The following is a 24,690-nucleotide window of genomic DNA, read 5'->3' on the forward strand; positions in this document are numbered from 1 at the left end:
CACGATTGACTCATCCGAAACACAACGAGGCGTTCACACCATGATCCACACCCAAGTCACCCTCTCCGTGAGTTTCCCGGTGTTCGGCAGCAACTACTACCAACAGCACGTCGTGCCGCGCAAGGCGCAGACGCTGGTGTTCAACGAAGATTTCGACGATCTGCTGATGCCCGCCGCCAGCAACCATTTCAGCAATGAAGTGGTCGGCCTCAACGATCAGTTCCGTTTTCTGAGCGACATACTCGCCACCCATTTGCTCGATCACGAGGCCTCGCTGCCTGCGCGATCCCGCGTCCAGGCGAACGCTCGTTTTTTCAACTGAAGGCTGATGCACAGAGGGCGTTCCTTTGATGGGAACGCCCTCTTCACTCAATCAGTCATCATCGCGATCACGGTGATAACGACGGCCATCGCGGCGGTCGTCATCGCGGTCGTCCCAGCGCCGGTCATGGTCGTAATAGCGGCCGTGGTCGCGGTCGTAGTGCCGGCCATGGCGGTGGTCATCATCAAAATCCGCAATACAGCCGCTGAGCAATACGGCGGCGGTCACAGTGAGCAGCATGGTTGTCGCTTGCTTCATTCAACACTTCCCTAAAACCCAAGGTCTTGACGACGGAAATCGCCACGCTGCCCGCGTCTTCGGGACGCAGTGCGCGCAGCCGCAGATACGACCGGGCAAAAGCGCGTTGATTCAGTGGCCACTATCGACCGTTTGTCGGCTCGTCCGTCGCAGCCGAACAGCGGCGTAACGCCACCTATACTGCTTGCAACCTACCCCCATGCAATGGATCTGCGCCCTCAATAACAATAAGCAGAGGTGGATCATGGTCTGGCAGCAAATCTACGACCCGTTCGGCAACCCGGTACTCTCCACGCTGATGGCCGCAGTGCCGGTGGTGGTGATGCTCGCGGCGCTGGCGTTCTTTCACGTCAAGGCGCATCTGGCGGCGTTGTTGGCGCTGGCGTCGGCCCTGCTGATCTCGATTTTCGCCTTCGACATGCCGGCGGGCATGGCCGGTTCGGCGGCGTTGTTCGGCGCGGCGAATGGCTTGCTGCCGATCGGCTGGATCGTGCTCAACATCATTTTTCTGCATCGCCTGACCACCGAGAACGGTTCGTTCAAAGTGCTGCAGGACTCCCTCGCGCGCATCACCGATGATCGACGCTTGCAGTTGCTGCTGATCGCCTTCTGCTTTGGTGCATTCTTCGAAGGTGCGGCAGGCTTTGGCACGCCGGTGGCGGTGACCGGGGCGATTCTGATCGGCCTGGGTTTTTCGCCATTGGCCGCATCCGGCCTGGCACTGATCGCCAACACCGCACCCGTTGCTTTCGGTGCGCTGGGCACGCCGATCATCACCCTGGCCAAAGTCACCGGGCTGGATGAGATGGAGCTGTCGATGATGGTCGGTCGACAGCTGCCGTTCTTCTCGGTGCTGGTGCCGTTCTGGTTGATCTGGGCATTTGCCGGGTGGCGCAAGATGCTTGAGGTGTGGCCGGCGATTCTGGTGGCTGGAGTGAGTTTCGCCATCCCGCAATTTCTCGTCTCGAACTATCACGGGCCGATGCTGGTGGACGTCATCGCTGCGCTGATTTCCATGGCCTGCCTGACGCTGTTCCTCAAGGTGTGGAAACCGGCGACCATCCACACCTCGGCAGCGCTGTCCGGGCGCGTCGACAACTCCAAGGTCGACGAAGAAACAGTCACCGCCAGCGCCGCGTTCAGCGATCAGGCGCGCCCGGCAGTGATGCGTGCGTGGATGCCGTGGATCATTCTCACGGTGTTCGTGTTTGCCTGGGGCACGCAGGGCTTCAAGAACATGTTCGATACGCGCCCGGTGATCGACCCGGTCACGCAATCGGCCAAGCTCGACCCGCAAGGCAAACCGGTACGCGAGGCCAATCCGATATTCGCCCCGGCGGTGACCTTCACCGGTCTGCATCTGCAAATAGAAAAAGTGCCGCCTGTGGTCGCGGCGCCGAAAGCCGAGGAAGCGATTTACAAGTTCACCTGGCTGACCGCGACCGGCAGCGGGATTTTGCTGGCGGCGATTGTCGGCGGTCTGCTGATGGGGTATTCGATCCCGCAATTGATCAAGCAATACCTGCGCACGCTGTGGGTGGTGCGTTTTTCGCTGATCACGATTGCAGCGATGCTCGCGCTGGGCTTCCTCACCCGCTATTCGGGGCTGGATGCGACCATGGGCCTGGCGTTCGCGGCGACGGGGATTTTCTATCCGATGTTCGGCACGCTGCTCGGCTGGCTGGGGGTGGCGCTGACCGGCTCGGACACTGCTTCGAACGTGCTGTTTGGCGGCTTGCAACGGGTGACCTCGGAACAGCTGGGTATCAGTCCGGTGCTGATGGCGGCAGCGAACAGTTCCGGTGGGGTGATGGGCAAAATGGTCGACGCGCAGTCGATCGTCGTCGCCTCCACCGCGACCCGTTGGTACGGGCATGAGGGCGAGATCCTGCGTTACGTGTTCTTCCACTCCATCGTGCTGGCGATTCTGGTTGGCGGGCTGGTGACATTGCAGGCGTATGTTGCACCGTTTACCTCAATGGTGGTGGGTGGGCCATAACTGAAAAACACATCCCCACTGTAGGAGCGAGCCTGCTCGCGAAGAGGTCGGCACATCCAGCAGCGGCTGGGTCTGACCCGACGCTTTCGCGAGCAGGCTCGCTTCCACAGGTCAATTGATGAGCTCAGCGCATAACTCTTTAGCGCAAATCCGACAAAACCTTTTCCCTCCCGCTGCGGTCACTCCTTTTACGAGACTGGCATGCATGCCGGCGCGCCCGTTTGGGCCTTTTGCAATCCTGCCGCCCGATGAGAGAAAAGGAATCGAACCATGCCGATTTCCCGACGCAACTTCATGATCCTCGGCGCCGTAACCGCGACGGCGTTCGCCATGCCCCCCTTTATCAGCCTCAAGGCCTACGCGGCCAGTCTGGAGCAACCGGCCATGAGTCAAGTGACCCTGCAAGTCAACGGTAAACCGCAAACCCTCGAAGTAGACACCCGCACTACCCTGCTCGACGCACTGCGCGAACACCTGCACCTGACCGGCACCAAGAAAGGCTGCGACCACGGCCAGTGCGGCGCCTGCACGGTGATCGCCGATGGTCGGCGGATCAACTCCTGCCTGACCCTGGCAGTGATGCACGACGGCAGTGAGGTGACCACCATCGAAGGCCTCGGCATGCCGGACAAGCTGCACCCGATGCAGGCCGCGTTCATCAAGCACGACGGTTACCAGTGCGGCTATTGCACCCCTGGGCAGATCTGCTCGGCGGTCGCCGTGCTCAAGGAAATCCGCGACGGTATCCCCAGCCACGTCAGCCCGAGCCTGACCGAGCCGCCGAAACTGATTGCCGCCGAACTGCAGGAGCGCATGAGCGGCAATATCTGCCGCTGTGGCGCTTACTCGAACATCATCGAAGCCATCACTGAAGTCGCGGAGGTGCCGGCATGAGAGCCTTCAATTACAGCCGCGCCGACTCGCCTGCCGCAGCCGCTTCCCAGGCTGCGCAAGTCGAAGGCGCCAAGTTCATCGCCGGCGGCACCAACCTGCTCGACCTGATGAAACTCGACATCGAAACCCCGGTACACCTGATCGACATCAACCACCTCGGCCTGGACCAGATCGAAGCCACGCCCGAAGGCGGACTGCGCATCGGTGCGCTGGTACGCAACACCGATTTGGCCGCCGACGCGCGCGTGCGCAAGGACTACGCCCTGCTTTCCCGCGCCTTGCTCGCCGGGGCTTCCGGGCAGTTGCGCAACATGGCGACTACCGCCGGTAACCTGCTGCAACGCACCCGCTGCCCGTACTTCTACGACACCCACCAAGCCTGCAACAAACGCAACCCCGGCAGCGGCTGCGCGGCGATCGGTGGCGTGACCCGGCAACTCGGAATCATCGGCGTCAGCGACGCTTGCATCGCCACCCACCCGAGCGACATGGCCATCGCCATGCGCGCGCTGGATGCGCAGATCGAAACGGTCAAGCCTGACGGCAGCACGCGCAGCATTCCCATGGCGGATTTCCATCAATTGCCGGGCAACACGCCGCACATCGAAACCAGCCTCACACCCGGTGAATTCATCACCGCCGTGACCCTGCCTGCGCCGGTTGGCGGCACGCACATTTATCACAAGGTCCGCGATCGCTCGTCTTACGCGTTTGCCCTTGTTTCAGTCGGTCTGATCCTGCAAAAGGACGGCACCGGCCGTGTCGCCGTCGGCGGCGTTGCGCCGAAACCGTGGCGGGTCGAAGCCGCTGAAGCGCTGTTGCCCAAGGGCGCCAAAGCGGTCAGCGAACGCCTGCTCGAAGGCGCTACACCCACCGATGACAACCAATTCAAACTGACACTGGTCGAGCGCACGCTGGCTTCGGTGTTGGCGCAAGCGAGGGAAACCGCATGAAATTCGACACGCCCGCCACCACCAACCCCATCGACCGCCTGAAGGTCGTCGGCCAGCCCACCCAGCGCATCGAAGGCCCGTTGAAAACCAGCGGCCAGGCCACTTACGCCTACGAGCAACATGAAGCAGCGGCCAATCAGGCCTACGGCTTCATGGTTGACTCGGCGATTGCCAAAGGCCGAATCAAAGCCATTCATCTCGACGAAGCCAAAGCCGCGCCCGGCGTACTTGCAATCGTCACTGCCGAGAACGCCGGCAAGCTAGACAAAGGTGATTACAACGCCGCGCATCTGCTCGCCGGTCCCGAGGTACAGCACTACCAGCAAGCCGTTGCATTGGTGGTTGCCGAAACCTTCGAACAGGCCCGCGCCGCTGCGCAATTGGTCAGGGTCGATTACGAGACCAGCGAAGGCAAGTTCGATCTGGCCAGCGTCAAAGACCTCGGCGTCGAGCCAAAAGACGAGTTGCCAGACGTCAATCACGGCGACTTCGACAAGGCCTTCACCGCCGCGCCGGTGCAGTTCGATCAGACCTACACCACGCCGGACCAGTCCCACGCGATGATGGAACCGCACGCCACACTGGCCGCGTGGAAAGGCGATCAACTGACCGTGTGGACGTCGAACCAGATGGTCGCCTGGAGTGTCGGTGACATTGCAAAAACCCTCGGCCTGCCGAAGGAAAAAGTCCGATTGGTCTCGCCGTACATCGGCGGTGGTTTCGGCGGCAAACTGTTCATCCGCGCCGACGTGATTCTCGCCGCTCTCGGCGCGCGCATGGCGGGGCGGCCGGTGAAAGTCGCCCTCGCCCGCCCGCAAATGGCCAATAACACCACCCATCGCCCGGCTACGATTCAGCGCATCCGCATGGGCGCAACGGCGGACGGCAAGCTGACCGCCATTGCCCATGAAGGCTGGTCGGGCAACCTCGCCGACGGCAAGGTCGAACTGGCCGCGCAACCGAGCCAGTTGCTCTACGCCGCAGAAAACCGCCGCGTCAGCATGCGCCTCGCCCCGCTCGACCTGCCTGAAGGCAATGCCATGCGCGCGCCGGGTGAAGCGCCGGGGCTGATGGTGCTGGAAATCGCCATGGACGAAATGGCCGAACAACTGAAGATGGACCCGGTACTGTTCCGCATCGCTAACGACACTCAAGTCGACCCGGTGAAAACCGAGCGGCCGTTCTCCCAACGCCAACTGGTCAAATGCCTGCAGATCGGCGCGGAGAAATTCGGCTGGGAGCAGCGCAAGGCGCAACCGGGCACCCGTCGTGAAGGCCGCTGGCTGATCGGCATGGGCGTGGCGGCGGCGTTTCGCAACAACCTGCTGGTCAAGTCCGGCGCCCGCGTACGCCTGGAGCGTGACGGCAAGGTCGTTGTTGAAACGGATATGACCGATATCGGCACCGGCAGCTACACGATCATCGCGCAGACCGCTGCCGAGATGATGGGCGTTGGCCTCAATGATGTGGTGGTGCGTCTGGGCGATTCGGACTTCCCGGTATCGGCCGGTTCCGGTGGCCAGTTCGGCGGCAACTGCTCGACCGCCGGGGTCTACGCTGCGTGCGTGAAATTGCGCGAAGCGGTGGCGGCCAAGCTGGGGCTGGCGGCGGATCAAGCGGAGTTCGCCGATGGTCAGGTGCGCGTCGGCAGCAAGAGCCTGCCGCTACGCAATGCCGCTGAAGGCGGCGCACTGGTCGGCGAGGACAGCATCGAATTCGGTGATCTGGCCGAGAAGTATCAGCAATCGACCTTCGGCGCGCACTTCGTCGAAGTCGCCGTCGATGCCGCCACTGGCGAAGTTCGCGTACGGCGCATGTTGGCGGTGTGCGCTGCGGGGCGAATTCTCAACCCGACGTCGGCACGCAGTCAGGTCATCGGCGCGATGACCATGGGCGTCGGCGCGGCGTTGATGGAAGAGCTGGCGGTGGACAAGCGTCTGGGCTTTTTCGTCAACCATGACCTCGCCGGATACGAAGTGCCGGTGCACGCCGACATCCCGCATCAGGAAGTGATCTTCCTCGAAGAAACCGACCCGATTTCGTCGCCGATGAAGGCCAAGGGCGTAGGTGAATTGGGGATTTGCGGCGTGAGTGCGGCGGTGGCGAATGCGATCTACAACGCCACCGGCGCAAGGGTCCGCGAATATCCGATCACGCTGGACAAGATTCTTGATTCGTTGCCGGAGATGATCTGAAGAAAGTCGACGTAAAACACCCCTGTAGGAGCTGCCGCAGGCTGCGATCTTTGATCTCCAAAGCAAGATCAAAAGATCGCAGCCTCGTTGCATTCGACAGCTCCTGCAGGGTGCCTCGCTTAGCGCGGATATTGCTCATCACCGACCTGCTCCATCCAGTCCACCACCTTGCCATCCAGCACTTCGGCGATCGCGATATGACTCATCGCCGTCGTCGGTGCTGCCCCGTGCCAATGTTTGGCGCCTGGGGCAATCCACACGGTATCGCCCGAGCGGATTTCACGAACCGGCTGGCCCCACTCCTGCACGAAGCCTGCCCCCGAGGTGACGATCAATGTCTGCCCCAGCGGATGGGTATGCCATGCAGTGCGCGCGCCCGGCTCGAACGTCACGGTCGCGCCGCTGATCCGCGCCTCATCGGTGCCTTTGAACGGCGCATCCACCCGCACCGCGCCGGTAAACCAGTCAGCAGGGCCTTTGGCCGACGGTTGCGAGCCATTCGGTGTGACCGTGACACGCGGATTTTCAGTGGCCTGCACCTCACCAGCCAGCAGCGAGAGCGTCAGTGCGGAAGCAGCAATCGGGTTCATGGCATTTCCTCCAATAAATGATGCAACCACTGTAGCGATCCGCACTCTTTGGATAATCGACTAGAATCCGAAAAAACTTATGCAGGACAATCATCAATGCTTCGGGAAAACGCCACCGACCTGCTCGCCTTTCTCGCCGTCGCCCGTGAACGCAGTTTCACCAAGGCTGCGGCCAAACTCGGCGTGTCGCAATCGGCGCTCAGCCACACCATTCGCAGTCTCGAGGCGCGACTCGGCCTGCGCCTGCTGACCCGCACCACGCGCAGCGTTTCGCCGACCGAGGCCGGCGAACATTTGCTGCAAACCATCGGCCCGCGCTTCGAGGAAATCGAGGTGGAACTGGCCGCCCTGAGCAACCTGCGTGAAACCCCGGCGGGCAAGATCCGCATCAGCGCCACCGACCATTCGCTGAACTGGATCCTGCGTCCGGTGTTGCAGGATTTCCTGCCGCAGTACCCGGATGTGTCCGTCGAGGTTTGCTGTGACTATGGTTTCGTCGACATCGCCGGCCAGGGCTTCGATGCCGGTGTGCGCCTGGGCGAAGACGTCGCCCAAGGCATGATCGCCACCCGTATCGGTCCAGACATGCGCATGGCCGTAGTCGGCTCCCCCGCCTATTTCGCCCGGCGCGATCCGCCGCAAACCCCGCGCGACCTGACCGACCACGCCTGTAACAACCTGCGCCTGCCAACCAATGGCGGGCTGTATTCGTGGGAGTTCGAAAAGGACGGTGAAAGCCTGAAGGTGCGCGTCTCCGGCCAGGTCACCCTGAATGGTGTGTACCCATTGCTCGACGCCGCACTGGACGGTTTCGGGCTGAGCTACATCCCGGAAAACGTCGTCGCGCCCTTTCTGGCGGACGGTCGCCTGGTCCAGGTGCTGGGAGACTGGTGCCCGACATTTTCCGGTTATCACCTGTACTACCCGAGCCGGCGCCAGGCAGCGCCAGCGTTTGCGTTGTTGCTGGAGGCGTTGCGCTATCGCGGTTGACCCGGCTCAGCCCAGCAACGCAATCAACTGATGCCGCTGCGCATCGGTCAGCATCGGCCCAAAACCGGCTCCGGCGTTGTCAGCCATGTAGCGCGGATTGCTGGTCCCCGGAATCACACAGGTCACCGCCGGATGCGCCAGGAGAAATTTCAGTGCCAGTTGCGGCCAGCTGTTGACCTGTACATCCGAGACCCACGCCGGCAGCGGCTTGCCCTTGAGCCGGGCGAGCAGATCGCCGCCGCCAAACGGCCGATTGCAAATCACCGCCACCCCACGCTCGCGGCACAGCGGCAGGATGCGTTTCTCGACCGCGCGATCATCGAGGGCGTAGTTGATCTGCAGAAAATCCAGCTTTTCGGCTTTCAGCACCGCTTCGACCTCGTCATAGGCCGACGAGGCGTAATGGGTGATGCCGATGTAGCGAATCCGCCCCTGCTCCTGCCATTCGCGCAGCATCGGCAAGTGGGTTTGCCAGTCGAGCAGGTTGTGAATCTGCATCAGGTCGATGCGCTCGGTTTGCAGCAGTCTGAACGACTGCTCCATCTGCGCGATGCCCTCTTTGCGCCCGCGCGTCCATACCTTGGTGGCGAGAAACGCCGGCGAGCGCGGTTCGTGAATCGACAGCAGTTCACCGGTGGTTTGCTCGGCGCGGCCGTACATGGGTGAGCTGTCGATCAGCGTGCCGCCCTTCCTGAACAGCGCTTCGAGGACGGCGGGCAACTGACGGTAAACCGGATCGCCCGGGGCGACGTCGAAACCGCGATAGGTGCCCAACCCGACCATGGGCAGTGCCTCGGAGCTGGAAGGGATGGCGCGGGTCTGCATGGTCTGGTCTCCTGCCGTGGGCGGCGCAGTGGCGGTCGGCGCTACGCTGCCGGCCAATGCCCGATCAATGGTGAGCAGCGCCGCAGCTTGGGCAGCCAGCGTGAGCAAGCGGCGACGTGAGTAACCCTCAGTGTGGCGCATGCGAGTCCTCCTGCTGCGCGGATCTGTTGCACGGTGTGTGCGCCGGCTGTCAGGCGCAGTCGCTGAACTACACTGCCACAGCCAACCTTTCTCCCCGTTAAAAGTAGCCGAATGTCCCGAACCCTGATGTCACTCGTCGTTTTCATCATTGCCGTGTACCTGGTGCTGTGCGCCGCGCTGTTCGTGTTTCAGCGCTCGCTGATCTGGTTTCCCCAGCCTGCCGCCGTGGTTACAGCGGACTCGCGAATGAAACTGTCGATGCCGGATGCCGAGGTCTGGGTGGCAACTCGAGAGCGCAGCGGATCGCGCGCGCTGATCTATTTCGGCGGCAATGCCGAGGACGTCTCGCGCAATCTGCCGGAATTCACTGAGGCGTTTCCTGGCTACGCGCTGTATTTCCTGCATTACCGGGGTTTTGCTGGCAGCACCGGCTCGCCATCGGAAGCCGCGATTGCCGAAGATGCGCTGGCACTGTTCGATCAGGTCTATGCCAGCCACCCGCAGATTGCAGTCATCGGACGCAGCCTCGGTTCGGGGGTGGCGGTGCGCCTGGCCAGTCAGCGGCCGGTGCAGAATCTGATTCTGGTGACGCCGTTCAACAGCCTTGAGGAAATCGCCGCACGGCAATACCCGTGGGTGCCGGTGAAGTGGTTGCTCAAGGATCGTTTTGAATCGGGCAAGTACGCAGCGCATATCCGCACGCCGACATTGCTGTTGGCGGCCAGCGATGACGACGTGATTGGGCGCAGCAGCACGCAGCGCTTGTTCGAGAGCTTTCCTGCGGGCGTGGCGACACTGAAGGTGGTGCCGGACTCGGGGCATAACTCCATTTCCGAGCGGGGGGAGTATTGGCAGTGGATGGGGGATGTGCTGAATCGCTAGTGGTTGTTTGCCAGTGATAGAGGGGTTGACCGGGGCGGCGTCTTCGCGAGCAGGCTCGCTCCCACAGTTGTTCCGAGTACGCCGTAAGCGCGATGTGGGAGCGAGCCTGCTCGCGAAGGCAGCGGTTCGAACAACAGCAATTCAATTGCATTTGCCGCCACTGAACCAAGTCCAAAAAACCCAGTCCTATCCGCGCCGCCACACACGGCTCCCTCACTCTAGCGCTGTCCCCTTTCAGAGCTGTCCGTCCCATGCGCCACGCCGTTCGTTCGTCTTGCTTCGTTTCGCTGTGCCTGCTGAGCCTGTTCCCCTTTTTCACTGAATCCGCCCACGCCAGTGCAGAGCGCGAACTGGTGGCCGCCATCAATGATTACCGCGCCCATCCGCAACGCTGCGACCGCCGCCCTGCGCAGCGTCTGGCGCCTTTGGCTTTGAAATCGAATCTGGCCTTGCCGATCGGCTATCGCTACGGCGGCGGCATGCGCGAGGCGTTGAAGTCTTCCGGCTATTCAGCAATCACGGTGCGCAGCATCCGCATTATCGGAGCCGAAGACGCCGACGAGGCCTTCGATCAGTTGCAGAGCGATTATTGCGGCGCCTTGCTGGATGCGAACTACGCCGACATCGGCATCAGCCATTCGCGCAATCAATGGCAGGTGGTGCTGGCGCAACCGGTGCTCGACAGCCGCGTCGGTGACAACCGCAGCGTCGGCAAGGCGCTGCTCGCCGAGGTCAACGCTGCCCGCGCCCGGCCGCGTATGTGCGGCCGCCAGCGCTTTGCCGCCGCGCGGCCATTGAGCTGGAATGCCGCCCTCGGCGCAGCGGCTCAGGGCCACAGCAAAGCCATGGCTTACGGCAATTATTTCGCCCACCGCGATCCCGACGGTGACATGCCGGCCGACCGCGCCCGTGCTGCCGGTTATCGCGGCCGCCAGGTCGGGGAAAATATCGCTGCGGGACAAAGCTCACCAGGCAAAGCCATGGCCGGCTGGCTGGCCAGCCCGGGCCACTGCGCCAACCTGATGAACCCGATGTTCACTCAGGTCGGCGCCGGCTTCGCCAGCGAAGCGCGCAGCGACGACGGCGTTTACTGGACGATGCTGTTCGGCGCGCCGTAAATCACGGCTGACTCCGGGCATTCTCATCGCTTGGCGTGGCCGGGCGCGGCATGACGTGTTGATGGCCGGTCGGGTCGTTGAGCTGGATGACATTACCCTTCTGCCACGCATCAGCCCCCGTTGCGACAGGCGCCGGTTTGATCTCGGCTCGGGCCTTTTTCTTTTCGGCGCTATCAATGCCCAGACGCTGATCGCGCTGGCGGACCATTTGCGCATCGGCCTGACCGTCAGCGGTAAAGCCCATCATCAACTGCGGCACGCCCAGCGGCAGTTGCTTGTCCTGATCGGTGTGCCAGGTGTGCCAGGTCTTGCCGTAGGTATTGGCGAGTTTTTCCATCAAGCGCGTTTCCGCCACTTGCGGGATGCCCGGCGCGACCAGCTGGCCAGAACTGACTTCGTGAGCGTGGCTGTGCCACAGGGCTTTCTCTTTTGCCGGCAATTGCGTGAACAGGCGCTGGCTGATGATGTATTCGACGCCCATCAGTTTGGCTTCAGCGGTGTTGCCGTCGTAGATCACGCACTGGAACACTTCTTCGTTGAGCGCCGAGCAGTAGTGGTGCGCTTCCATCTGCGCGCCGGGATGACCGTTGTAAAAATGGAAACCATCGAGGTACATGTTCAACGCGCGAATTGGCGGCTTGTCCTGCAACCACTGCGCGCCGACTTCGAGCATTTCCGTGTCGGACGCCTTGGCCTGGCCGGGTGTCTGCACCGGCGAATCGGTGTTGCTCATGGCGCAACCGGTCAATGCGGCGACCATCAAACCGATAGGAACCCAACGTCCCTGTGAGGTTGTCGTACGCATGTTTCACTCCTCGAACTTTCAGTGACGGGCGCGTGCTGGCCCTGTTCTGCAACTGAAAGCAGGAGATCGGCAGAGTTCGAAAAAAAGCTGCGTGCGGATCAGACTGGAGAGATCGTCGCCAGCACGCCAATCAGAATGGTCAAGGTCAGAAAGCCGCCGAGAAAAATCGCCATCTTGTACATGTTGCGCTCCTTGAGGCTGGGTGTGCGGTGCACCGGACGCTGCGGGATGAGGTCGGAGGGTGATTGGCCGCACTGCCGGGGCATTCTGAGCCTGTGGCTGTACTGAATACAGAGGCAGATGAAACAGAAAAATACGGATCAGATGCGCATCTGATCCGCTTCGGGCATGAAGCGGTATTCAGGCTGAGATTTGAGGATCCACTTTCGGCGCGGTTGATCTACAGTCATGCCGACCGACAACAATAAAAAACCGGAGTGACCATGCCCGACCTCGCCTTGCAGCCCAACGTCGCCGCGTCCCTCGAGCGCTGGCACGGGATGATCCGCAGCGGCAATCTCAAAGCCCTGCCCGAACTGCTCGATCCGCAAGCTGTGTTCCGCTCGCCCATGGCCCACACGCCCTACCCCGGCGCGCCGGTGGTGGCGATGATCCTCAACACCGTGTTCGAAGTCTTTGAAGATTTCGCCTATCACCGCGAGTTGGCGACGGCGGATGGCCTGAATGTGATTCTCGAATTCAGCGCCAGGGTCGGCAGCAAGGAACTCAAGGGCATCGACATGATTCGCTTCGATGAACACGGCAAGATTGTCGAGTTCGAAGTGATGGTGCGGCCGCTGAGCGGGTTGCAGGCACTGGGCGAAGAAATGGGTCGGCGCCTCGGTGCCTATCTCGCGTCCGCAAAAGCCTGAATCCACCCTGCATAAAAAAACCCACTGACCGTCGCCGGTTCAGTGGGTTTTTGTGTGTCAGGGTTCTGCTTACAGAGCCATGTCACGTGCAGCGTTTTCCTTCGGCGCTACGGCTTTGTCAGCCGCAGGTGCCGCCGGAGCAGCTACCTGACCGATCGCTGGAGGCGTCGGCAGTTCGAGGATTTTCGCGGTGTAAGCCCACTCTGCAGCCACTTTGGCCGGATCGCTGTTCAGCTGGGTGCCGTAGCTCGGCACGATCTGGTGCAGCTTGGTCTGCCACTCAGGGGATGCGACTTTGTCTTTGAAGACTTTCTGCAGCACGCTCAGCATGATCGGTGCAGCGGTCGACGCGCCCGGCGATGCGCCCAGCAGGCCGGCGATCGAGCCGTCTTGCGAAGCAACGATCTCGGTGCCCAGCTTCAGCACGCCACCAGCGGCTTCATCACGCTTGATGATCTGCACGCGCTGGCCGGCTTGCCACAGACGCCAGTCTTCGGCTTTGGCGTTCGGGAAGTACTCCTTCAGCGCGTTCAGACGGTCTTCATCCGACAGCATCAACTGCCCGGCAAGGTACTCGACCAGCGGGTATTCCTTGATGCCGACCTTGGTCATTGGCCAGATGTTGTGGGTGGTGGTGCTGGTCAGCAGGTCGAAGTACGAACCTTCCTTGAGGAACTTGGTGCTGAAGGTCGCGAACGGGCCAAACAGAATGACGCGCTTGCCATCCAGAACACGGGTGTCCAGGTGCGGAACCGACATCGGTGGCGCGCCAACCGAAGCCTTGCCGTAGGCCTTGGCCAGGTGTTGCTCGGCAATCGTCGGGTTCTCGGTCACCAGGAACGAACCGCCAACCGGGAAGCCTGCGTATTCCTTGGCTTCCGGAATGCCCGACTTCTGCAGCAGGTGCAGGGCACCGCCGCCAGCGCCGATGAACACGAACTTGGCGTCGGTTTCGGTCTTGCTGCCGTCCTTGAGGTTTTTGTAGCTCACACGCCAGGTGCCGTCGGCGTTCTTGGTGATGTCTTCGACTTCGCTCGACAGCTTCAGATCGAAGTTGGGTTTGGTTTGCAGGTGAGCGGCGAACTGGCGGGTGATTTCGCCGAAGTTCATGTCCGTACCCAGCGGGCTCCAGGTGGCCGCGATTTTCTGGTTCGGGTCACGCCCTTCCATCATCAGCGGTACCCACTTCTTGATCACCGCCGGGTCTTCGGAGTACTGCATGCCGGCGAACAGCGGGCTCGCCTGCAGGGCTTCGTAGCGCTTTTTCAGGAACTTGATGTTGTCATCGCCCCACACGAAGCTCATGTGCGGTGTGGTGTTGATGAACGAGCGAGGGTTCTTCAGCACGCCCTGCTGAACCTGCCAGGCCCAGAATTGACGGGAAACCTGGAACGCTTCGTTGATCTCGACAGCTTTCGGGATCGTTACGTTGCCCTTGTCGTCTTCCGGGGTGTAGTTCAGCTCGGCAAGAGCCGAGTGACCGGTACCGGCGTTGTTCCAGCCGTTGGAGCTTTCCAGGGCGACGCCATCGAGGCGCTCGACCATTTCCATCGACCAGGTCGGTTCCAGCTCATTGATCCACACACCCAGGGTGGTGCTCATGATGCCGCCGCCGATCAGCAGGACGTCAACTTTCTTGGCTTCGGCAGCATTGGCAGACGACATCCCCATCGCCAAAGCCAGACCGAGCAAGGCTGTGTTCACTTTCTTAAACATCTGTTGCACCTATGATAAAACGCCTTCCGCCCGTCGTTGTTATCAGTCTGCGTTGCGCTGTGTTGACGCTCAGGCTGGCGTCGCGCAATCCGGCACACTTCAATATTGACGGGTGGGCACACAAGGCCGACATGTGGCATCGACCTCAGTTAATGTCCCTTCTGAACTGACTTCTTATCGTTATTGGCTTCAGCTGCTTGAGCGACAGGGATCCCGTCGGCCCGCCCGAAAGGCCAGCCAACCGAATTAAGTCAAAGCAAATTTGGCGCGGAGAATATCACGTCAGGGCGAACCCGCGCGTCTGTTCCCGACTTGAAAGTCTTTTTCCGCTCAGGGGCTTATCGGCCATCGGGCACCAAACATGATGGCGATCAGGCATCGGCCTGCAAACTTTTTTGCGCGATGTGCTTCGCAACTTGATAAATCAGTGCCAACCGCTCGTTGTTCATGCAGAAAATTACCTGCTAAGTTGTACGATGACTGACGAAATAAACCAGTCATCCAAACCCAATAACAACAAGGAACCAACATGACCAAATCCTGCCTCCTCATTGGCTTGTTCTGCGCGTTCAGCGCCTGTGCCATGGCCGCCCCTGCCCCAGCGGAAAAGGACGTTGCCCAAGCAGTTGAGCACCTGACTCAGGCGATGCTGCATAAAGACATCGCCGAGTTGAACGCTCTGACCGCGCCGAACCTGACCTACGGCCACTCCAGCGGCATGATTCAGGACAAGCAGGAATTCATCGCCGACATCGAAACCGGCCGCAGCGCATTCAAGACCCTGGAGATGCAAAAGCAGACCATCACGATGTCCGGCGATACCGCATTAGTGCGCCACCACTTCTCCGCACAGGCGTTGAAAGGGACCGAGGTGATTCCGACCGAGATCGAGAATTTCCAGATCTGGCAGAAACAGGGTGGGAAATGGTTGTTGGTTGGGCGGCAGGCGTTCAGGTTTTGATTGAGGGCAGATTGGCCTGATTCAGTGTTGCCCGAGCTGGCCTATTCGCGAGCAGGCTCGCTCCCACAAAGGACTCGACACTGGCGAACCTTGTGGGAGCGAGCCCGCTCGCGAAAGCGCTGGCTCAGGCAATGGAAAACCCGCTGGTCTACCTCAACATCACAACCGAAACCGATCCACCGACCGCGCCAACTGCCCCGCCAGATTCGACAACTCATCCGTAGTCGTCGCCGTCTGCCCGATCACCCGGCTATTGCCCTCGCTCATTCCCGCAATCATCTCCACCTGATGGGCGATCTCATTACTGGCCTGACTCTGTTCGCCAATCGTGCGGGTGATGTCATTGACCAGTTGCGTGGTGTTCAGCGTGGCGTCGAGGATCTCGCGAATCGCCCGCTCGACTTCCGCCGTCACCGCCATGCCCTTGTCGACCTGCGCCACACCGGCCTCCATGCTGCTGACCGCCTCGCGCGTGCTGCTCTGGATGCGCGCGACCATGGCGGCGATTTCCTGGGTCGAGGCGCTGGTGCGTGCGGCCAGACTGCGCACTTCATCAGCGACCACGGCAAAGCCACGGCCCTGTTCACCCGCCCGCGCTGCCTCGATCGCCGCATTGAGCGCCAGCAGGTTGGTCTGGTCGGCGATGCTCTTGATCACCTGAATGATGTTGAAGATTGCCTCGGATTCCTGATCCAGCGTGCGGATCACTTGCGCCGACTGCTGTGCCGAGCGGGCGATGCCATCCATGTCGCTGACCACTTGATGAATCACCCCGCCACCCTCCTTGGCCAGGTTTTCGGCCTGATTGGCCATGCTCAGGGCACGTTCGGCGTGGCGGGTGATTTCTTCGATACTGGCGGTCATCTGGCTGGCGGCGGCCGCCATGGTGCCGGCGGCAACGCTTTGCTGCTGGCTGCTGTCGGCGACCTGATGGCAGCCCTGGCTGAGCTGCTCGCTCATGCCACTGACGCCGTGAGCGTTGCGCCGGACCACGTCAATCATGTTGCGCAAATCGCGCTGCATGGTCGCCAATGTGCGTATCAAAACGCTGGCTTCGTCCTTGCCGGCGGGCTCGACAATTGGTTCGCTGAGATTGCCATGGGCAATGCTTTCAGCGATGCGGCTGGCGGATTTGAGCGGCCCCATGATACTCAGGATCACCCAGCGCCCCTGAATCAGCAGCAGCAACAGACTGACGACCAGCACCACTGCCAGCGCAAGATTGGCGTGGCGGATGGCCGCTTCGGTGCCTTCGCTGGTGTGCAGGGTGTTGTTTTCGATCAGTTCGCTGAGCGCGCCCATCTGCTCTTCGAGCTGAGTAAACGCGCTATTGAACGTGCCGAGCTGCTGTTGGGCGGCATCCGGCTTGTCCAGCGCCACGCCGACGATCTGCTCGGCGGATTTGATGTAGGTATCGAGGCTCGGCTTGATCTGCTCCAGCGCCGTGCGCAACTGCGGGTTGATCGGCAGCTTCAGGTTGTCATCCAGCACTTCACGAAAATGCCCGGCGTGCTCGGTGAGCGAATCGCGCACCTCGGTGGCGGTGGCGGTGCTTTTGCCCAGGCCGACCAACATCGCCGAATAGACATCGGCGCGCAGGGCGTCGTGCATCATGTCCGCTTCCATGTGATTGCGCAGCGCGCTCATGCTCACCGTGTTATCGCCGACCGCCGTGGCCATTCGCAGGTTGCCGACGTAGCTGACCAGACTCACGATCAGCGCCGTCAGCAGGCTGGTCGCAATCAGCAACACCAAACGCAGTTTGATCGACACCGTTGAATCTCCCGTGGGCACGCTGGATTGCGCTTGTCGGATTTCAGTTAAGCCTATGTGCAGGGAACTGCCGACACAGAGCGTATCGGCTGATGTCAGCGGCGACTTGAATCCGGCAAAACTTTTCAAGCGTGAACCCGGTCACACCTTGCAGCGCCGCTGGATACTGCCTTCATCGCCGGTTAACCCCGGCAGGCTATCAATCCAGCGCTTCGAACATTCATGCAGCTGAAGGAAACGCTTATGAAACGCGCACTGTGGTTTGGTCTGCTCGGCACGTTGGCAATCGGCACCGCACAGGCAGCAACGGAGAAAGTCGCAATCAATCTGGTCAGCGCCGACGGCGCGCCGCAGGCGATCGGCTCGGTCACTGTCAGCGAGACGCCGTACGGCCTGTTGTTCACCCCGGACTTGAAATCGTTGCCAGCGGGTATTCACGGTTTCCATGTCCATGAAAACGGCAGCTGCGAAGCGGGCACCAAGGATGGCGTCAAAGGCGCCGCACTGGCCGCTGGCGGGCATTTCGATCCGGCGAAAACCGGCAAGCATCTCGGCCCGTACGCCGACGGGCATCTGGGTGATCTGCCAGCGGTATATGTGACGGCTGACGGGGTCGCCAACTACCCGGTGCTGGCGCCGCGCCTGAAGAAGATCTCCGAGATCAAGGGCCACGCCCTGATGATTCACGCCGGCGGCGATAACCATTCCGACATGCCCAAGCCACTGGGCGGTGGCGGTGATCGCATGGCCTGCGGCGTGATCTGATCCTTCAGGGCGGCGCTCGACGCCAGCGCGTCAACACCAGCAAGGACAGCCCGGCGCCGAACAGCGCCAGGGCCATGTCCTTCTGCGAATCCCACGGATCATTCTGCGCACCGACGAAGGCCTGGCCAGTGTCGTCGCCCAGGTAAGCGCCGCCGACCCATTCGATCAATTCGTACAACGCCGACGTCGCCAGCACTACATTCAAGGTCAACAGCGCCAACCACGCGCCACGCAACGGCGTCAGGCGCAGCAGCACTTCGCGAATCGGCCAGACCAGCAGCAATCCATAGCTAAGGTGCACCAGCCGATCATAGTGATTGCGTTCAAGACCCAGCACTTTGTTGACGCTGACCCCGGTCAACAGCGTGCCCCATTGATCGTACGGTACCCGCGAATAGGTGTAATGCGCGCCGACTTCATGAATGCACAGGAAGGCGAAGAGCATCCCCAGCGACAGCGTCGACAGGCGAAAACGCCGATGCGCCAGCAGCAGGGTCAACACCAGCGCCAACGCCAGGACATTTTCCAATAGCCAGTCGACGCGGCTGCGCGGGAACAGGCCGAGCGCGATGGTCAGGCAGACAAATCCAGCGAGCAAAAGCGCTTCGATTCGCGTATCTGCCGGTTGGGCGAAGTTGTCGCTGACTCTGACGAGCATGGCTCGATTCTCGGCAATACAGGCAAGCGGTAGACCCTTGCCGGTTTTGCCCGGTTCCTCGCCGCTACGTTTTTGCGGCCTACGGAACTCCCGCGCGCCGTTCACCTCTGAGGTTATGTAGTCCCTTCCCTTTTTGCTTAGCGCTTGTGGAGGAACACGTCATGCGCAAGTTAGTCCTGATTTCTTCTCTTATGCTTTGCCTGCCGGTCGGTTCGGCGCTGGCCCGCGTTGACGCGGGTGATGTCGCCACTTCGGCCGGTGTGTCCGCGTCGCTTTACTCGACCTTCAAGGATGACAAGATGGTGATTCCGGCCCGTGACGACGTGTCTGCATTTGTCGCCAGCGGCGGGGCCATTCGTGGGGTTTATCTTGAGTCGGTACTGCAACAGGTGCGTCAGGCCAACCCTGGCTTGAACGCCAGTGATGAAGACCTGGCTAACGCCATCCTGGTGCAATACGAAGGCGTGCAGCAGTAGTAACGAGGGAAGCAGCGGCCGATGGACGGCCGCTGAGTGCGCATAGGCAAACATGTCCGACGGCCTCTATGATGGAGGCCATGACGACGACCGTGCCCTTGCGCTCACCCTGCCCTCCCGGCGCCTGCATCTGCGGGCGCGATCCGTTGCTGGAAACGCCCGGCGCGGATGTGCGCATCCTGCGCTTGACTCGCGCTGAGGAAAAAATTCTTCTGGCGCGCCTGGAACAACTCAAAGACCTCGCCGACCTCAAACGCCTGCAACAGCGTATGTACGAGCAACTCGGCATTCGCGTCGACGTCGCCCCCGGTTTCAACGAAGTACGCACCATGCGCGGCATCGCCATTCAAATCGACGAGCTGCCAGGCCTGTGTCGCAAGACTCGCGCGGCGATCCCGGCGGCGATTCGCAAGGGCCTGGAAAACCACCCGCAAATCGCCTTCGAACTGCTCAACGCCCACGACTTGCTGCGCGACACCTGATCACTTTTTCATGCCGACGCGTTTGCGCATCTCGGCGGTGATGGTCTGACGGGTTTTCTTCATGTCCGCCCAAGGCTCATCACCGACTTCGGTCAGACGCTCGTGAACGTTGTAGATGTTCCAGTGATTACCGCCCTTGATTTCAGCGACTTCCTCTCGGTACAGCGGCACCGACACCGGCATGCCTTCCCGCGCGCGTGCGGCGTAGGCGCAAATGGTGGTGGCGCCGAGGCCGTTGCGCAGGTAATCGATGAAGATCCGCCCGACGCGGTTTTTCGGCCCGGACACCGCTGAAATACGATCCGGCAGCAACTTGGCCATGTGGCTGACGATGGCGTGGCTGAAGTCCTTCACTTCGTCCCAGCCATGCTTGCGGGTCAATGGCACCACCAGGTGAATGCCTTTGCCGCCGCTGGTTTTGAGGAAGGCTTTGAGGCCCAGCTCATCTAGCACAGTGAGGGTCAGCGCGGTGGCTTCAACCATGCTCTTCCATGGCAGCGCCGGATCCGGGTCGAGGTCGAGGACGAAGCGATCAGGCTTGTCCAGATCCACCTTCGTCGCGTTCCAGGTGTGCAGCTCGACGGTACTCATCTGCACCGCGCCGACCAGCGCTTCGGGATTGTTGATCATCATCACTGGCTGGCCGGTGATGTCCTTGTCTAGTGCAGTAATCCCCGGGATAGCCAAGCGTTCGGCGTTCTTTTGGAAAAACAATTCGCCGGCAATGCCGTCCGGTGCACGCACCAACGCCACGGGGCGATCCTTGAGTTGCGGCAGGATGTATTCGGCGACACTGGCGTAGTACTGCGCCAGTTGCATTTTGGTCGTGCCACTGACGGCGTCAATCACCCGATCCGGATGGGTGATGCGTACCTTGCCGCCGGCCAGTCCTGATTGCGACGGTGCGGTCTCGGCTTTTTTGCTGGCGGCGGTTTTCTTTGCCGGCTGCTTGTCGGCGGTTTTGGTCTTTTCGGTTTTTTCGTTCTTTTCGGACTTGGCAGCTTTCACAGGCTTCGCTCGCTCCTCGGTAATGTCCTTGGCCGGTTTGTCATCGCGCAAACCATGGAACACGGCGTGGCGCACCGAGCCGTCCTTGGTCATCTCGGCGAATGCCACTTCGGCCAGCAGTTTGGGTTTGAGCCAGTGCACGCCTTTTGCCTCGAAACCGCTGGGCGGATTGACCACTGCGGCGCTTTTGGTCTGCAACGGCTTGAGTTGGGCGAGGATGCTTTTCAATGTGGTTTCGTTGAACCCGGTGCCGACCTTGCCGGCATAGCGCAACTCGCCGCTGTCACGGTCGTGCAGGCCGAGCAGCAAGGCACCGAAAGCACTGCGCGCACCTTTCGGATCGGTGTAGCCGACGATGACGAATTCCTGGCGATGCTTGCATTTGAGCTTGATCCAGTCGCCGCTGCGCCGAGACACGTAAGGCGAGCCGAGGCGTTTGCCGATCAGGCCTTCCATCTGCATCTGGCAAGCGCTGTTGAGCAGCGCGTCCGGGGTTTCTTCGAAGGCTTCGGAGAAGCGCAGCGTTGAGGATTCTTTCTGCGCACCGAGGATGGTGCTCAGCGCAGCGCGGCGTTCTTCCACCGGCACATCGCGCAGGTCGACGCCATTCAGATACGGCACGTCGAACAGGTAATAAACAATGTCGCCGCTGCGCCCGGCATCGAAGGCATTCTGCAACGCCTGAAAGTCCGGCACGCCTTGCTCATTGGCCACAACCATTTCACCGTCCAGCCACGCCGATTCCAGACCCAATGCCGCCAGCGCCTTGGCCTGCTGCGGCAGCTTGTGCGTCCAGTCGTGACCATTGCGGGTGAACAGCTGCACCTCATCGTGATCGATCCGCGCCATGATCCGGTAGCCGTCGAACTTGATCTCGTAGCTCCACTGCCCTTCGGGTGCGCTGTCGACCAGCGTCGCCAGTTCCGGCTTGATCAGTGCCGGCAACTTGGCCTTGCGCGCGCCGGTAAGCTGCCCGGACGCCTGCTTCCGCGGCTTGGCCGGGGCCTTTTTTACCGGTTTGGCTTTATCGGCAGCAGTCGCCGATTTGCCGACAATCGTGCGCTCGCTGAGCACGCTGTCGGGCTCGGCGACCAGCACGTCGAAATCATCCTGCGGTCGCGCGGCGTTGTCCTGATGCTTGATCAGGAACCATTGTTCTTTCTTGCCCGGCATGTGCGTGCGCACCAGATTCCACACGCCGCCGAGCTTCTCGCCCTGCAGCTCGAACTTCAGTCGGCCCTTGGCATAGGCCTTGTGCGGATCCTCCAGCGGAATCCACACGCCGCGATCCCAGACGATCACATCACCGGCGCCGTAATGCCCCTCGGGAATGCTGCCTTCGAACGTCGCGTAATCGAGCGGATGATCCTCGACATGAATCGCCAGACGCTTGACCGACGGGTCCAGCGACGGCCCCTTCGGCACCGCCCAGCTTTTCAGCGCGCCGTCGAGTTCCAGGCGAAAGTCGTAATGCAGGTGCGAAGCGTCGTGCTTCTGGATGCAGAACTGCAACGCATGATCCTTGGCCGACTTACGGCCCGAGCGCTTGACTGCGGCCGGTTCCGACGTCGCGGAAAAATCACGCATGCGGTTGTAATCGTCGAGGTTCCTGTTCATGAGCACACCGATGGCAGACGGGTTCTGTTATGCAGAAGAGCGACACGGCGGCGGAAAAATTCAATCGAGGTAAAAAAGCCCCGGACGGATGGACCGGCCGGGGCTGGCAGTGTCAGGGATTTTTACAGCGGGTCAGGCTTGCCCTCTTGCCTGCTGTTCCAGATGCACCTGCAAATCCGGATCGATCAGTAAGGCTGCGGCCAGCTCATCGAGATAGCTGCGTTCGGCGTCCTGTTGGTCGTCCACCAGCATGACGCTGGCCAGGTACATTTCGGCGGCTACGGCAGGATCGCCGTCAGCGGATTGCGCCACTTCCCGGGGATCCAGCGGCTTGGCGACTTCGGCGTCGAGCCATTGTTGCAACTGCGGGTCGGCGGTGTGTTTGCCGATTTCGCTGCTGATGAGATGCTTTTCTGCGTCGTCGATGCGTCCGTCAGCCTTGGCGGCGGCGATCAGGGCGCGCAGCACCGCGTGGCTGTGGGTTTCGATTTGCGGGCCGGCGAGCAGGTCGGCGGTTTGTGGCAGTTCTTGCGGCGCGTTGCTGGCCTGGCTGCGTTGCCAGGCTTGATACGCCTGGTAAGCCATCATGCCCAGCGAAGCGAGCGCCGCGTAACTGGTCCCGCCGGTACGGCTTCTGCTACCGCCACCAAGGGCGCTTCCCAAGCCACCACCGCCGAGCAGGCCACCGAGTAAACCACCCAGGCCGCCGAGGCCACCCGAAGCAGCCGCGCCGCCCGCTCCGGTCTGACTGCCGCCGCCCAACAGGCCACCGAGCAATCCGCCCAGACCGTCACCGGCCGAAGCCCCGCGTTGTTGTCCCGCCGAGGCCTGGCCTCGCAGCAGTTGTTCAAGCAAATCGCTGGTGTTCATGACGTTGTCCTCCGAGGCCCCGGCCTGATTGCGTCAGGCAACGATAGACCGACGCAGCCATAGCGCCAGCACCGTTGGGCTGACGCCGGCTCACCGATGAAATCGCACCCGAGAAATTTTCCGCGAGCCAGCTAAGATTCATGGGTGGTGAACCTTATCCCGGCCAAACCGGTCGATAGCTGCAACCCGACCCGGTTTGCCGACGCCCTTTCTGACGATGGGCGATACCCGGCTTGCTTCACTTTCTGGAGAACGCCCCCGTGATATCCACCGTACACATCGCCAGGCTCAAAGCATGGGGCGCCCATGGTTTTACCGCGACTGGCGTGGTCACCGCCTTCCTCGCCACCCTCGCCCTGCTGGAAAACCAGCCGATTCATTGCCTGATGTGGCTGGGCGTGGCGCTGATCGTCGACGGCCTCGATGGCGCACTGGCGCGCAAGGTCAATGTGCAATCGGTGCTGCCGAGTTTCGACGGTTCGATCCTTGATCTGGTCATCGATTACCTGACTTATGTATTCATCCCGGCACTGTTTATCTACCGCTACATTCCCCTGCCCGATTACACCCTGTTGCTGACGGTGTCGGTGATTCTGGTGTCGTCGCTGTTCTGTTTCTGCAACGTCAACATGAAGAGCAAGGACAACTATTTTGTCGGCTTCCCGGCGGCCTGGAACGTGGTTGCGCTGTGCCTGTACATCATCGGCCCGGGGCCGTGGATCACCTTTCTCACCGTGATCGGTCTGGCATTGCTGACGGTGACCCGGATGAAGTTCCTGCACCCGTTTCGCGTGCGGCGTTTCATGCCAATCAATATCGCGGTGACGGCGATCTGGCTGTTGTGCAGTCTGTCGCTGGTGCTCAATCACCCGGTGATCAATCCGCTGGTAATGGGCTTGTGGTTGCTGATGTCGGCTTATTTTCTGGGGATCTGCATCTGGCGCACGGCGCTGGAGTGGTTTGATCGCAGCCATTTGAAATAAGCACATCCCCTGTGGGAGCGAGCCTGCTCGCGAATGCGGTGGTTCCATCAACATAAAGGTTGGCTGGCACACCGCTTTCGCGAGCAGGCTCGCTCCCACAGAGATCTTCATCGACCAGGAAATCCGATGTGGACTAGCGCTTGGTAATCACCACCTCCAGATACTCACTCGGCACCACCAGCGACGCCTCCCCCGCGCGATTCGATCGGTTGAGCAAATCCGTCAGATCATCCTCCAGCGCCTGTCCGGCCTCCGCCGACAACACCGCAAAAGCCTTGTGCACCGGCCCGTACCAGTGGCGAAAGATGTCAATGAAATGCGCCGCCGAGCGGTAGCGGAAATTGAAGTGGCTGCGGGTCACGCGTACGACAAAATCGCGGTCATCGAAATGCTTGTGCAGCCACGCATCCGAGCCCCAGTTCGACGGTGGCTGGGCCACTGCTGGCGGCGGCAGATGCTGGCCGAGAATCTTGAACATCTGCCCGACGAAGCCCTCCGGCGTCCAGTTCGCCATACCGATCCGCCCGCCCCGACGAC

The 24,690-nt window shown here is 61.2% G+C and carries 24 protein-coding genes and 1 pseudogene; 14 read left to right on the forward strand and 11 right to left on the reverse strand.

Annotation, left to right across the window (positions count from 1 at the left end; translation table 11 throughout):
* Nucleotides 1-40 precede the first annotated feature (40 nt).
* Nucleotides 41-322 (forward strand): hypothetical protein, encoded by a 282-nt coding sequence (locus tag J5M66_RS16530; RefSeq protein ID WP_016775134.1) that lies wholly within the window; start codon nucleotides 41-43, stop codon nucleotides 320-322.
* A 51-nt stretch (nucleotides 323-373) separates the two neighbouring features.
* Here J5M66_RS16530 and J5M66_RS16535 read toward each other — a convergent pair whose 3' ends face one another.
* Nucleotides 374-580 (reverse strand): hypothetical protein, encoded by a 207-nt coding sequence (locus tag J5M66_RS16535; protein ID WP_016775135.1) that lies wholly within the window; start codon nucleotides 578-580, stop codon nucleotides 374-376.
* Between the two features lie 244 nt (nucleotides 581-824).
* Here J5M66_RS16535 and J5M66_RS16540 point away from each other — a divergent pair, with 244 nt between their 5' ends.
* The 4 genes from J5M66_RS16540 (at nucleotide 825) to paoC (ending at nucleotide 6,621) form a co-directional block, all read left to right on the forward strand.
* Nucleotides 825-2,579 (forward strand): L-lactate permease, encoded by a 1,755-nt coding sequence (locus tag J5M66_RS16540; protein WP_056789178.1) that lies wholly within the window; start codon nucleotides 825-827, stop codon nucleotides 2,577-2,579.
* A 270-nt stretch (nucleotides 2,580-2,849) separates the two neighbouring features.
* Nucleotides 2,850-3,473 (forward strand): aldehyde dehydrogenase iron-sulfur subunit PaoA, encoded by a 624-nt coding sequence (paoA, locus tag J5M66_RS16545; RefSeq protein WP_041480864.1) that lies wholly within the window; start codon nucleotides 2,850-2,852, stop codon nucleotides 3,471-3,473.
* Nucleotides 3,470-4,426, forward strand: a complete 957-nt coding sequence (locus J5M66_RS16550) for a xanthine dehydrogenase family protein subunit M (protein WP_016775138.1) — start codon at nucleotides 3,470-3,472, stop codon at nucleotides 4,424-4,426. The genes paoA and J5M66_RS16550 overlap by 4 nt, the downstream gene beginning before the upstream one ends.
* A complete protein-coding gene (paoC, locus tag J5M66_RS16555) occupies nucleotides 4,423-6,621 on the forward strand; it encodes an aldehyde oxidoreductase molybdenum-binding subunit PaoC (RefSeq protein WP_207808544.1) in 2,199 nt (732 codons plus the stop codon). The genes J5M66_RS16550 and paoC overlap by 4 nt, the downstream gene beginning before the upstream one ends.
* A gap of 119 nt (nucleotides 6,622-6,740) precedes the next feature.
* Here paoC and J5M66_RS16560 read toward each other — a convergent pair whose 3' ends face one another.
* Entirely contained in the window at nucleotides 6,741-7,211 is a 471-nt protein-coding gene (locus tag J5M66_RS16560; protein WP_207808543.1) for a cupin domain-containing protein, read from the reverse strand.
* Nucleotides 7,212-7,307: 96 nt separating this feature from the next.
* On the opposite strand from J5M66_RS16560, the gene J5M66_RS16565 reads away from it, so the two are divergent.
* Nucleotides 7,308-8,201, forward strand: a complete 894-nt coding sequence (locus J5M66_RS16565; RefSeq protein WP_130927136.1) for a LysR family transcriptional regulator — start codon at nucleotides 7,308-7,310, stop codon at nucleotides 8,199-8,201.
* Between the two features lie 6 nt (nucleotides 8,202-8,207).
* Here the strand turns inward: J5M66_RS16565 and J5M66_RS16570 are convergent, their stop codons facing one another.
* Nucleotides 8,208-9,167 (reverse strand): aldo/keto reductase, encoded by a 960-nt coding sequence (locus tag J5M66_RS16570; RefSeq protein ID WP_207808541.1) that lies wholly within the window; start codon nucleotides 9,165-9,167, stop codon nucleotides 8,208-8,210.
* A 111-nt stretch (nucleotides 9,168-9,278) separates the two neighbouring features.
* Here J5M66_RS16570 and J5M66_RS16575 point away from each other — a divergent pair, with 111 nt between their 5' ends.
* Together J5M66_RS16575 and J5M66_RS16580 are read left to right on the forward strand one after the other, a co-directional pair.
* Nucleotides 9,279-10,049 carry an alpha/beta fold hydrolase gene (locus J5M66_RS16575; protein ID WP_207808539.1) on the forward strand — a complete coding sequence of 257 codons (771 nt, stop codon included), beginning with the start codon at nucleotides 9,279-9,281 and terminating at the stop codon, nucleotides 10,047-10,049.
* Between the two features lie 251 nt (nucleotides 10,050-10,300).
* The gene (locus J5M66_RS16580; RefSeq protein ID WP_207808537.1) at nucleotides 10,301-11,167 is read left to right on the forward strand and encodes a CAP domain-containing protein; all 867 of its coding nucleotides are present in this window, start codon (nucleotides 10,301-10,303) and stop codon (nucleotides 11,165-11,167) included.
* Nucleotide 11,168: 1 nt separating this feature from the next.
* Here J5M66_RS16580 and J5M66_RS16585 read toward each other — a convergent pair whose 3' ends face one another.
* A complete protein-coding gene (locus J5M66_RS16585) occupies nucleotides 11,169-11,927 on the reverse strand; it encodes an OBAP family protein (protein ID WP_223631044.1) in 759 nt (252 codons plus the stop codon).
* Between the two features lie 143 nt (nucleotides 11,928-12,070).
* Entirely contained in the window at nucleotides 12,071-12,238 is a 168-nt protein-coding gene (locus J5M66_RS16590) for a hypothetical protein (protein WP_024013301.1), read from the reverse strand.
* A 177-nt stretch (nucleotides 12,239-12,415) separates the two neighbouring features.
* Between J5M66_RS16590 and J5M66_RS16595 the strand changes: the two genes are divergently transcribed.
* Complete coding sequence (locus tag J5M66_RS16595) at nucleotides 12,416-12,844, forward strand: nuclear transport factor 2 family protein (protein WP_024013302.1); 429 nt, start codon at nucleotides 12,416-12,418, stop codon at nucleotides 12,842-12,844.
* Nucleotides 12,845-12,913: 69 nt separating this feature from the next.
* Here the strand turns inward: J5M66_RS16595 and mqo are convergent, their stop codons facing one another.
* Nucleotides 12,914-14,560, reverse strand: coding sequence for a malate dehydrogenase (quinone) (gene mqo, locus J5M66_RS16600; protein WP_024013303.1), 1,647 nt, complete (start codon nucleotides 14,558-14,560; stop codon nucleotides 12,914-12,916).
* 529 nt (nucleotides 14,561-15,089) lie between these two features.
* On the opposite strand from mqo, the gene J5M66_RS16605 reads away from it, so the two are divergent.
* Nucleotides 15,090-15,521: a nuclear transport factor 2 family protein gene (locus J5M66_RS16605; RefSeq protein WP_207808533.1), complete on the forward strand. Its 432-nt coding sequence runs from the start codon at nucleotides 15,090-15,092 to the stop codon at nucleotides 15,519-15,521.
* Nucleotides 15,522-15,680: 159 nt separating this feature from the next.
* Here the strand turns inward: J5M66_RS16605 and J5M66_RS16610 are convergent, their stop codons facing one another.
* Entirely contained in the window at nucleotides 15,681-17,294 is a 1,614-nt protein-coding gene (locus J5M66_RS16610; RefSeq protein WP_123442207.1) for a methyl-accepting chemotaxis protein, read from the reverse strand.
* A gap of 243 nt (nucleotides 17,295-17,537) precedes the next feature.
* Between J5M66_RS16610 and sodC the strand changes: the two genes are divergently transcribed.
* A complete protein-coding gene (gene sodC / locus J5M66_RS16615; protein WP_016775149.1) occupies nucleotides 17,538-18,059 on the forward strand; it encodes a superoxide dismutase family protein in 522 nt (173 codons plus the stop codon).
* Between the two features lie 4 nt (nucleotides 18,060-18,063).
* On the opposite strand, the gene J5M66_RS16620 is transcribed toward sodC, so the two are convergent.
* Nucleotides 18,064-18,717: a DUF2238 domain-containing protein gene (locus J5M66_RS16620; RefSeq protein ID WP_207808531.1), complete on the reverse strand. Its 654-nt coding sequence runs from the start codon at nucleotides 18,715-18,717 to the stop codon at nucleotides 18,064-18,066.
* A 161-nt stretch (nucleotides 18,718-18,878) separates the two neighbouring features.
* Here J5M66_RS16620 and J5M66_RS16625 point away from each other — a divergent pair, with 161 nt between their 5' ends.
* Both J5M66_RS16625 and J5M66_RS16630 read left to right on the forward strand, forming a co-directional pair.
* Nucleotides 18,879-19,193 carry a DUF2388 domain-containing protein gene (locus tag J5M66_RS16625; RefSeq protein WP_016775151.1) on the forward strand — a complete coding sequence of 105 codons (315 nt, stop codon included), beginning with the start codon at nucleotides 18,879-18,881 and terminating at the stop codon, nucleotides 19,191-19,193.
* Between the two features lie 80 nt (nucleotides 19,194-19,273).
* Nucleotides 19,274-19,675 (forward strand): hypothetical protein, encoded by a 402-nt coding sequence (locus J5M66_RS16630; protein WP_174823844.1) that lies wholly within the window; start codon nucleotides 19,274-19,276, stop codon nucleotides 19,673-19,675.
* Here the strand turns inward: J5M66_RS16630 and ligD are convergent, their stop codons facing one another.
* Entirely contained in the window at nucleotides 19,676-22,300 is a 2,625-nt protein-coding gene (ligD, locus tag J5M66_RS16635) for a DNA ligase D (protein WP_207808528.1), read from the reverse strand. It lies immediately after the preceding gene.
* 132 nt (nucleotides 22,301-22,432) lie between these two features.
* On the reverse strand, nucleotides 22,433-23,170 hold the full coding sequence (locus J5M66_RS16640; protein ID WP_207808527.1) for a tellurite resistance TerB family protein: 738 nt from the start codon (nucleotides 23,168-23,170) through the stop codon (nucleotides 22,433-22,435).
* A 260-nt stretch (nucleotides 23,171-23,430) separates the two neighbouring features.
* Between J5M66_RS16640 and pcsA the strand changes: the two genes are divergently transcribed.
* Nucleotides 23,431-24,153: a phosphatidylcholine synthase gene (pcsA, locus tag J5M66_RS16645; RefSeq protein ID WP_016775154.1), complete on the forward strand. Its 723-nt coding sequence runs from the start codon at nucleotides 23,431-23,433 to the stop codon at nucleotides 24,151-24,153.
* 133 nt (nucleotides 24,154-24,286) lie between these two features.
* Here the strand turns inward: pcsA and J5M66_RS16650 are convergent.
* Nucleotides 24,287-24,690 (reverse strand): annotated as a pseudogene (locus J5M66_RS16650) (SAM-dependent methyltransferase); the annotation flags it as partial.

Source organism: Pseudomonas sp. 67(2021) (assembly GCF_017491835.1).
Lineage (GTDB): Bacteria > Pseudomonadota > Gammaproteobacteria > Pseudomonadales > Pseudomonadaceae > Aquipseudomonas > Aquipseudomonas atacamensis.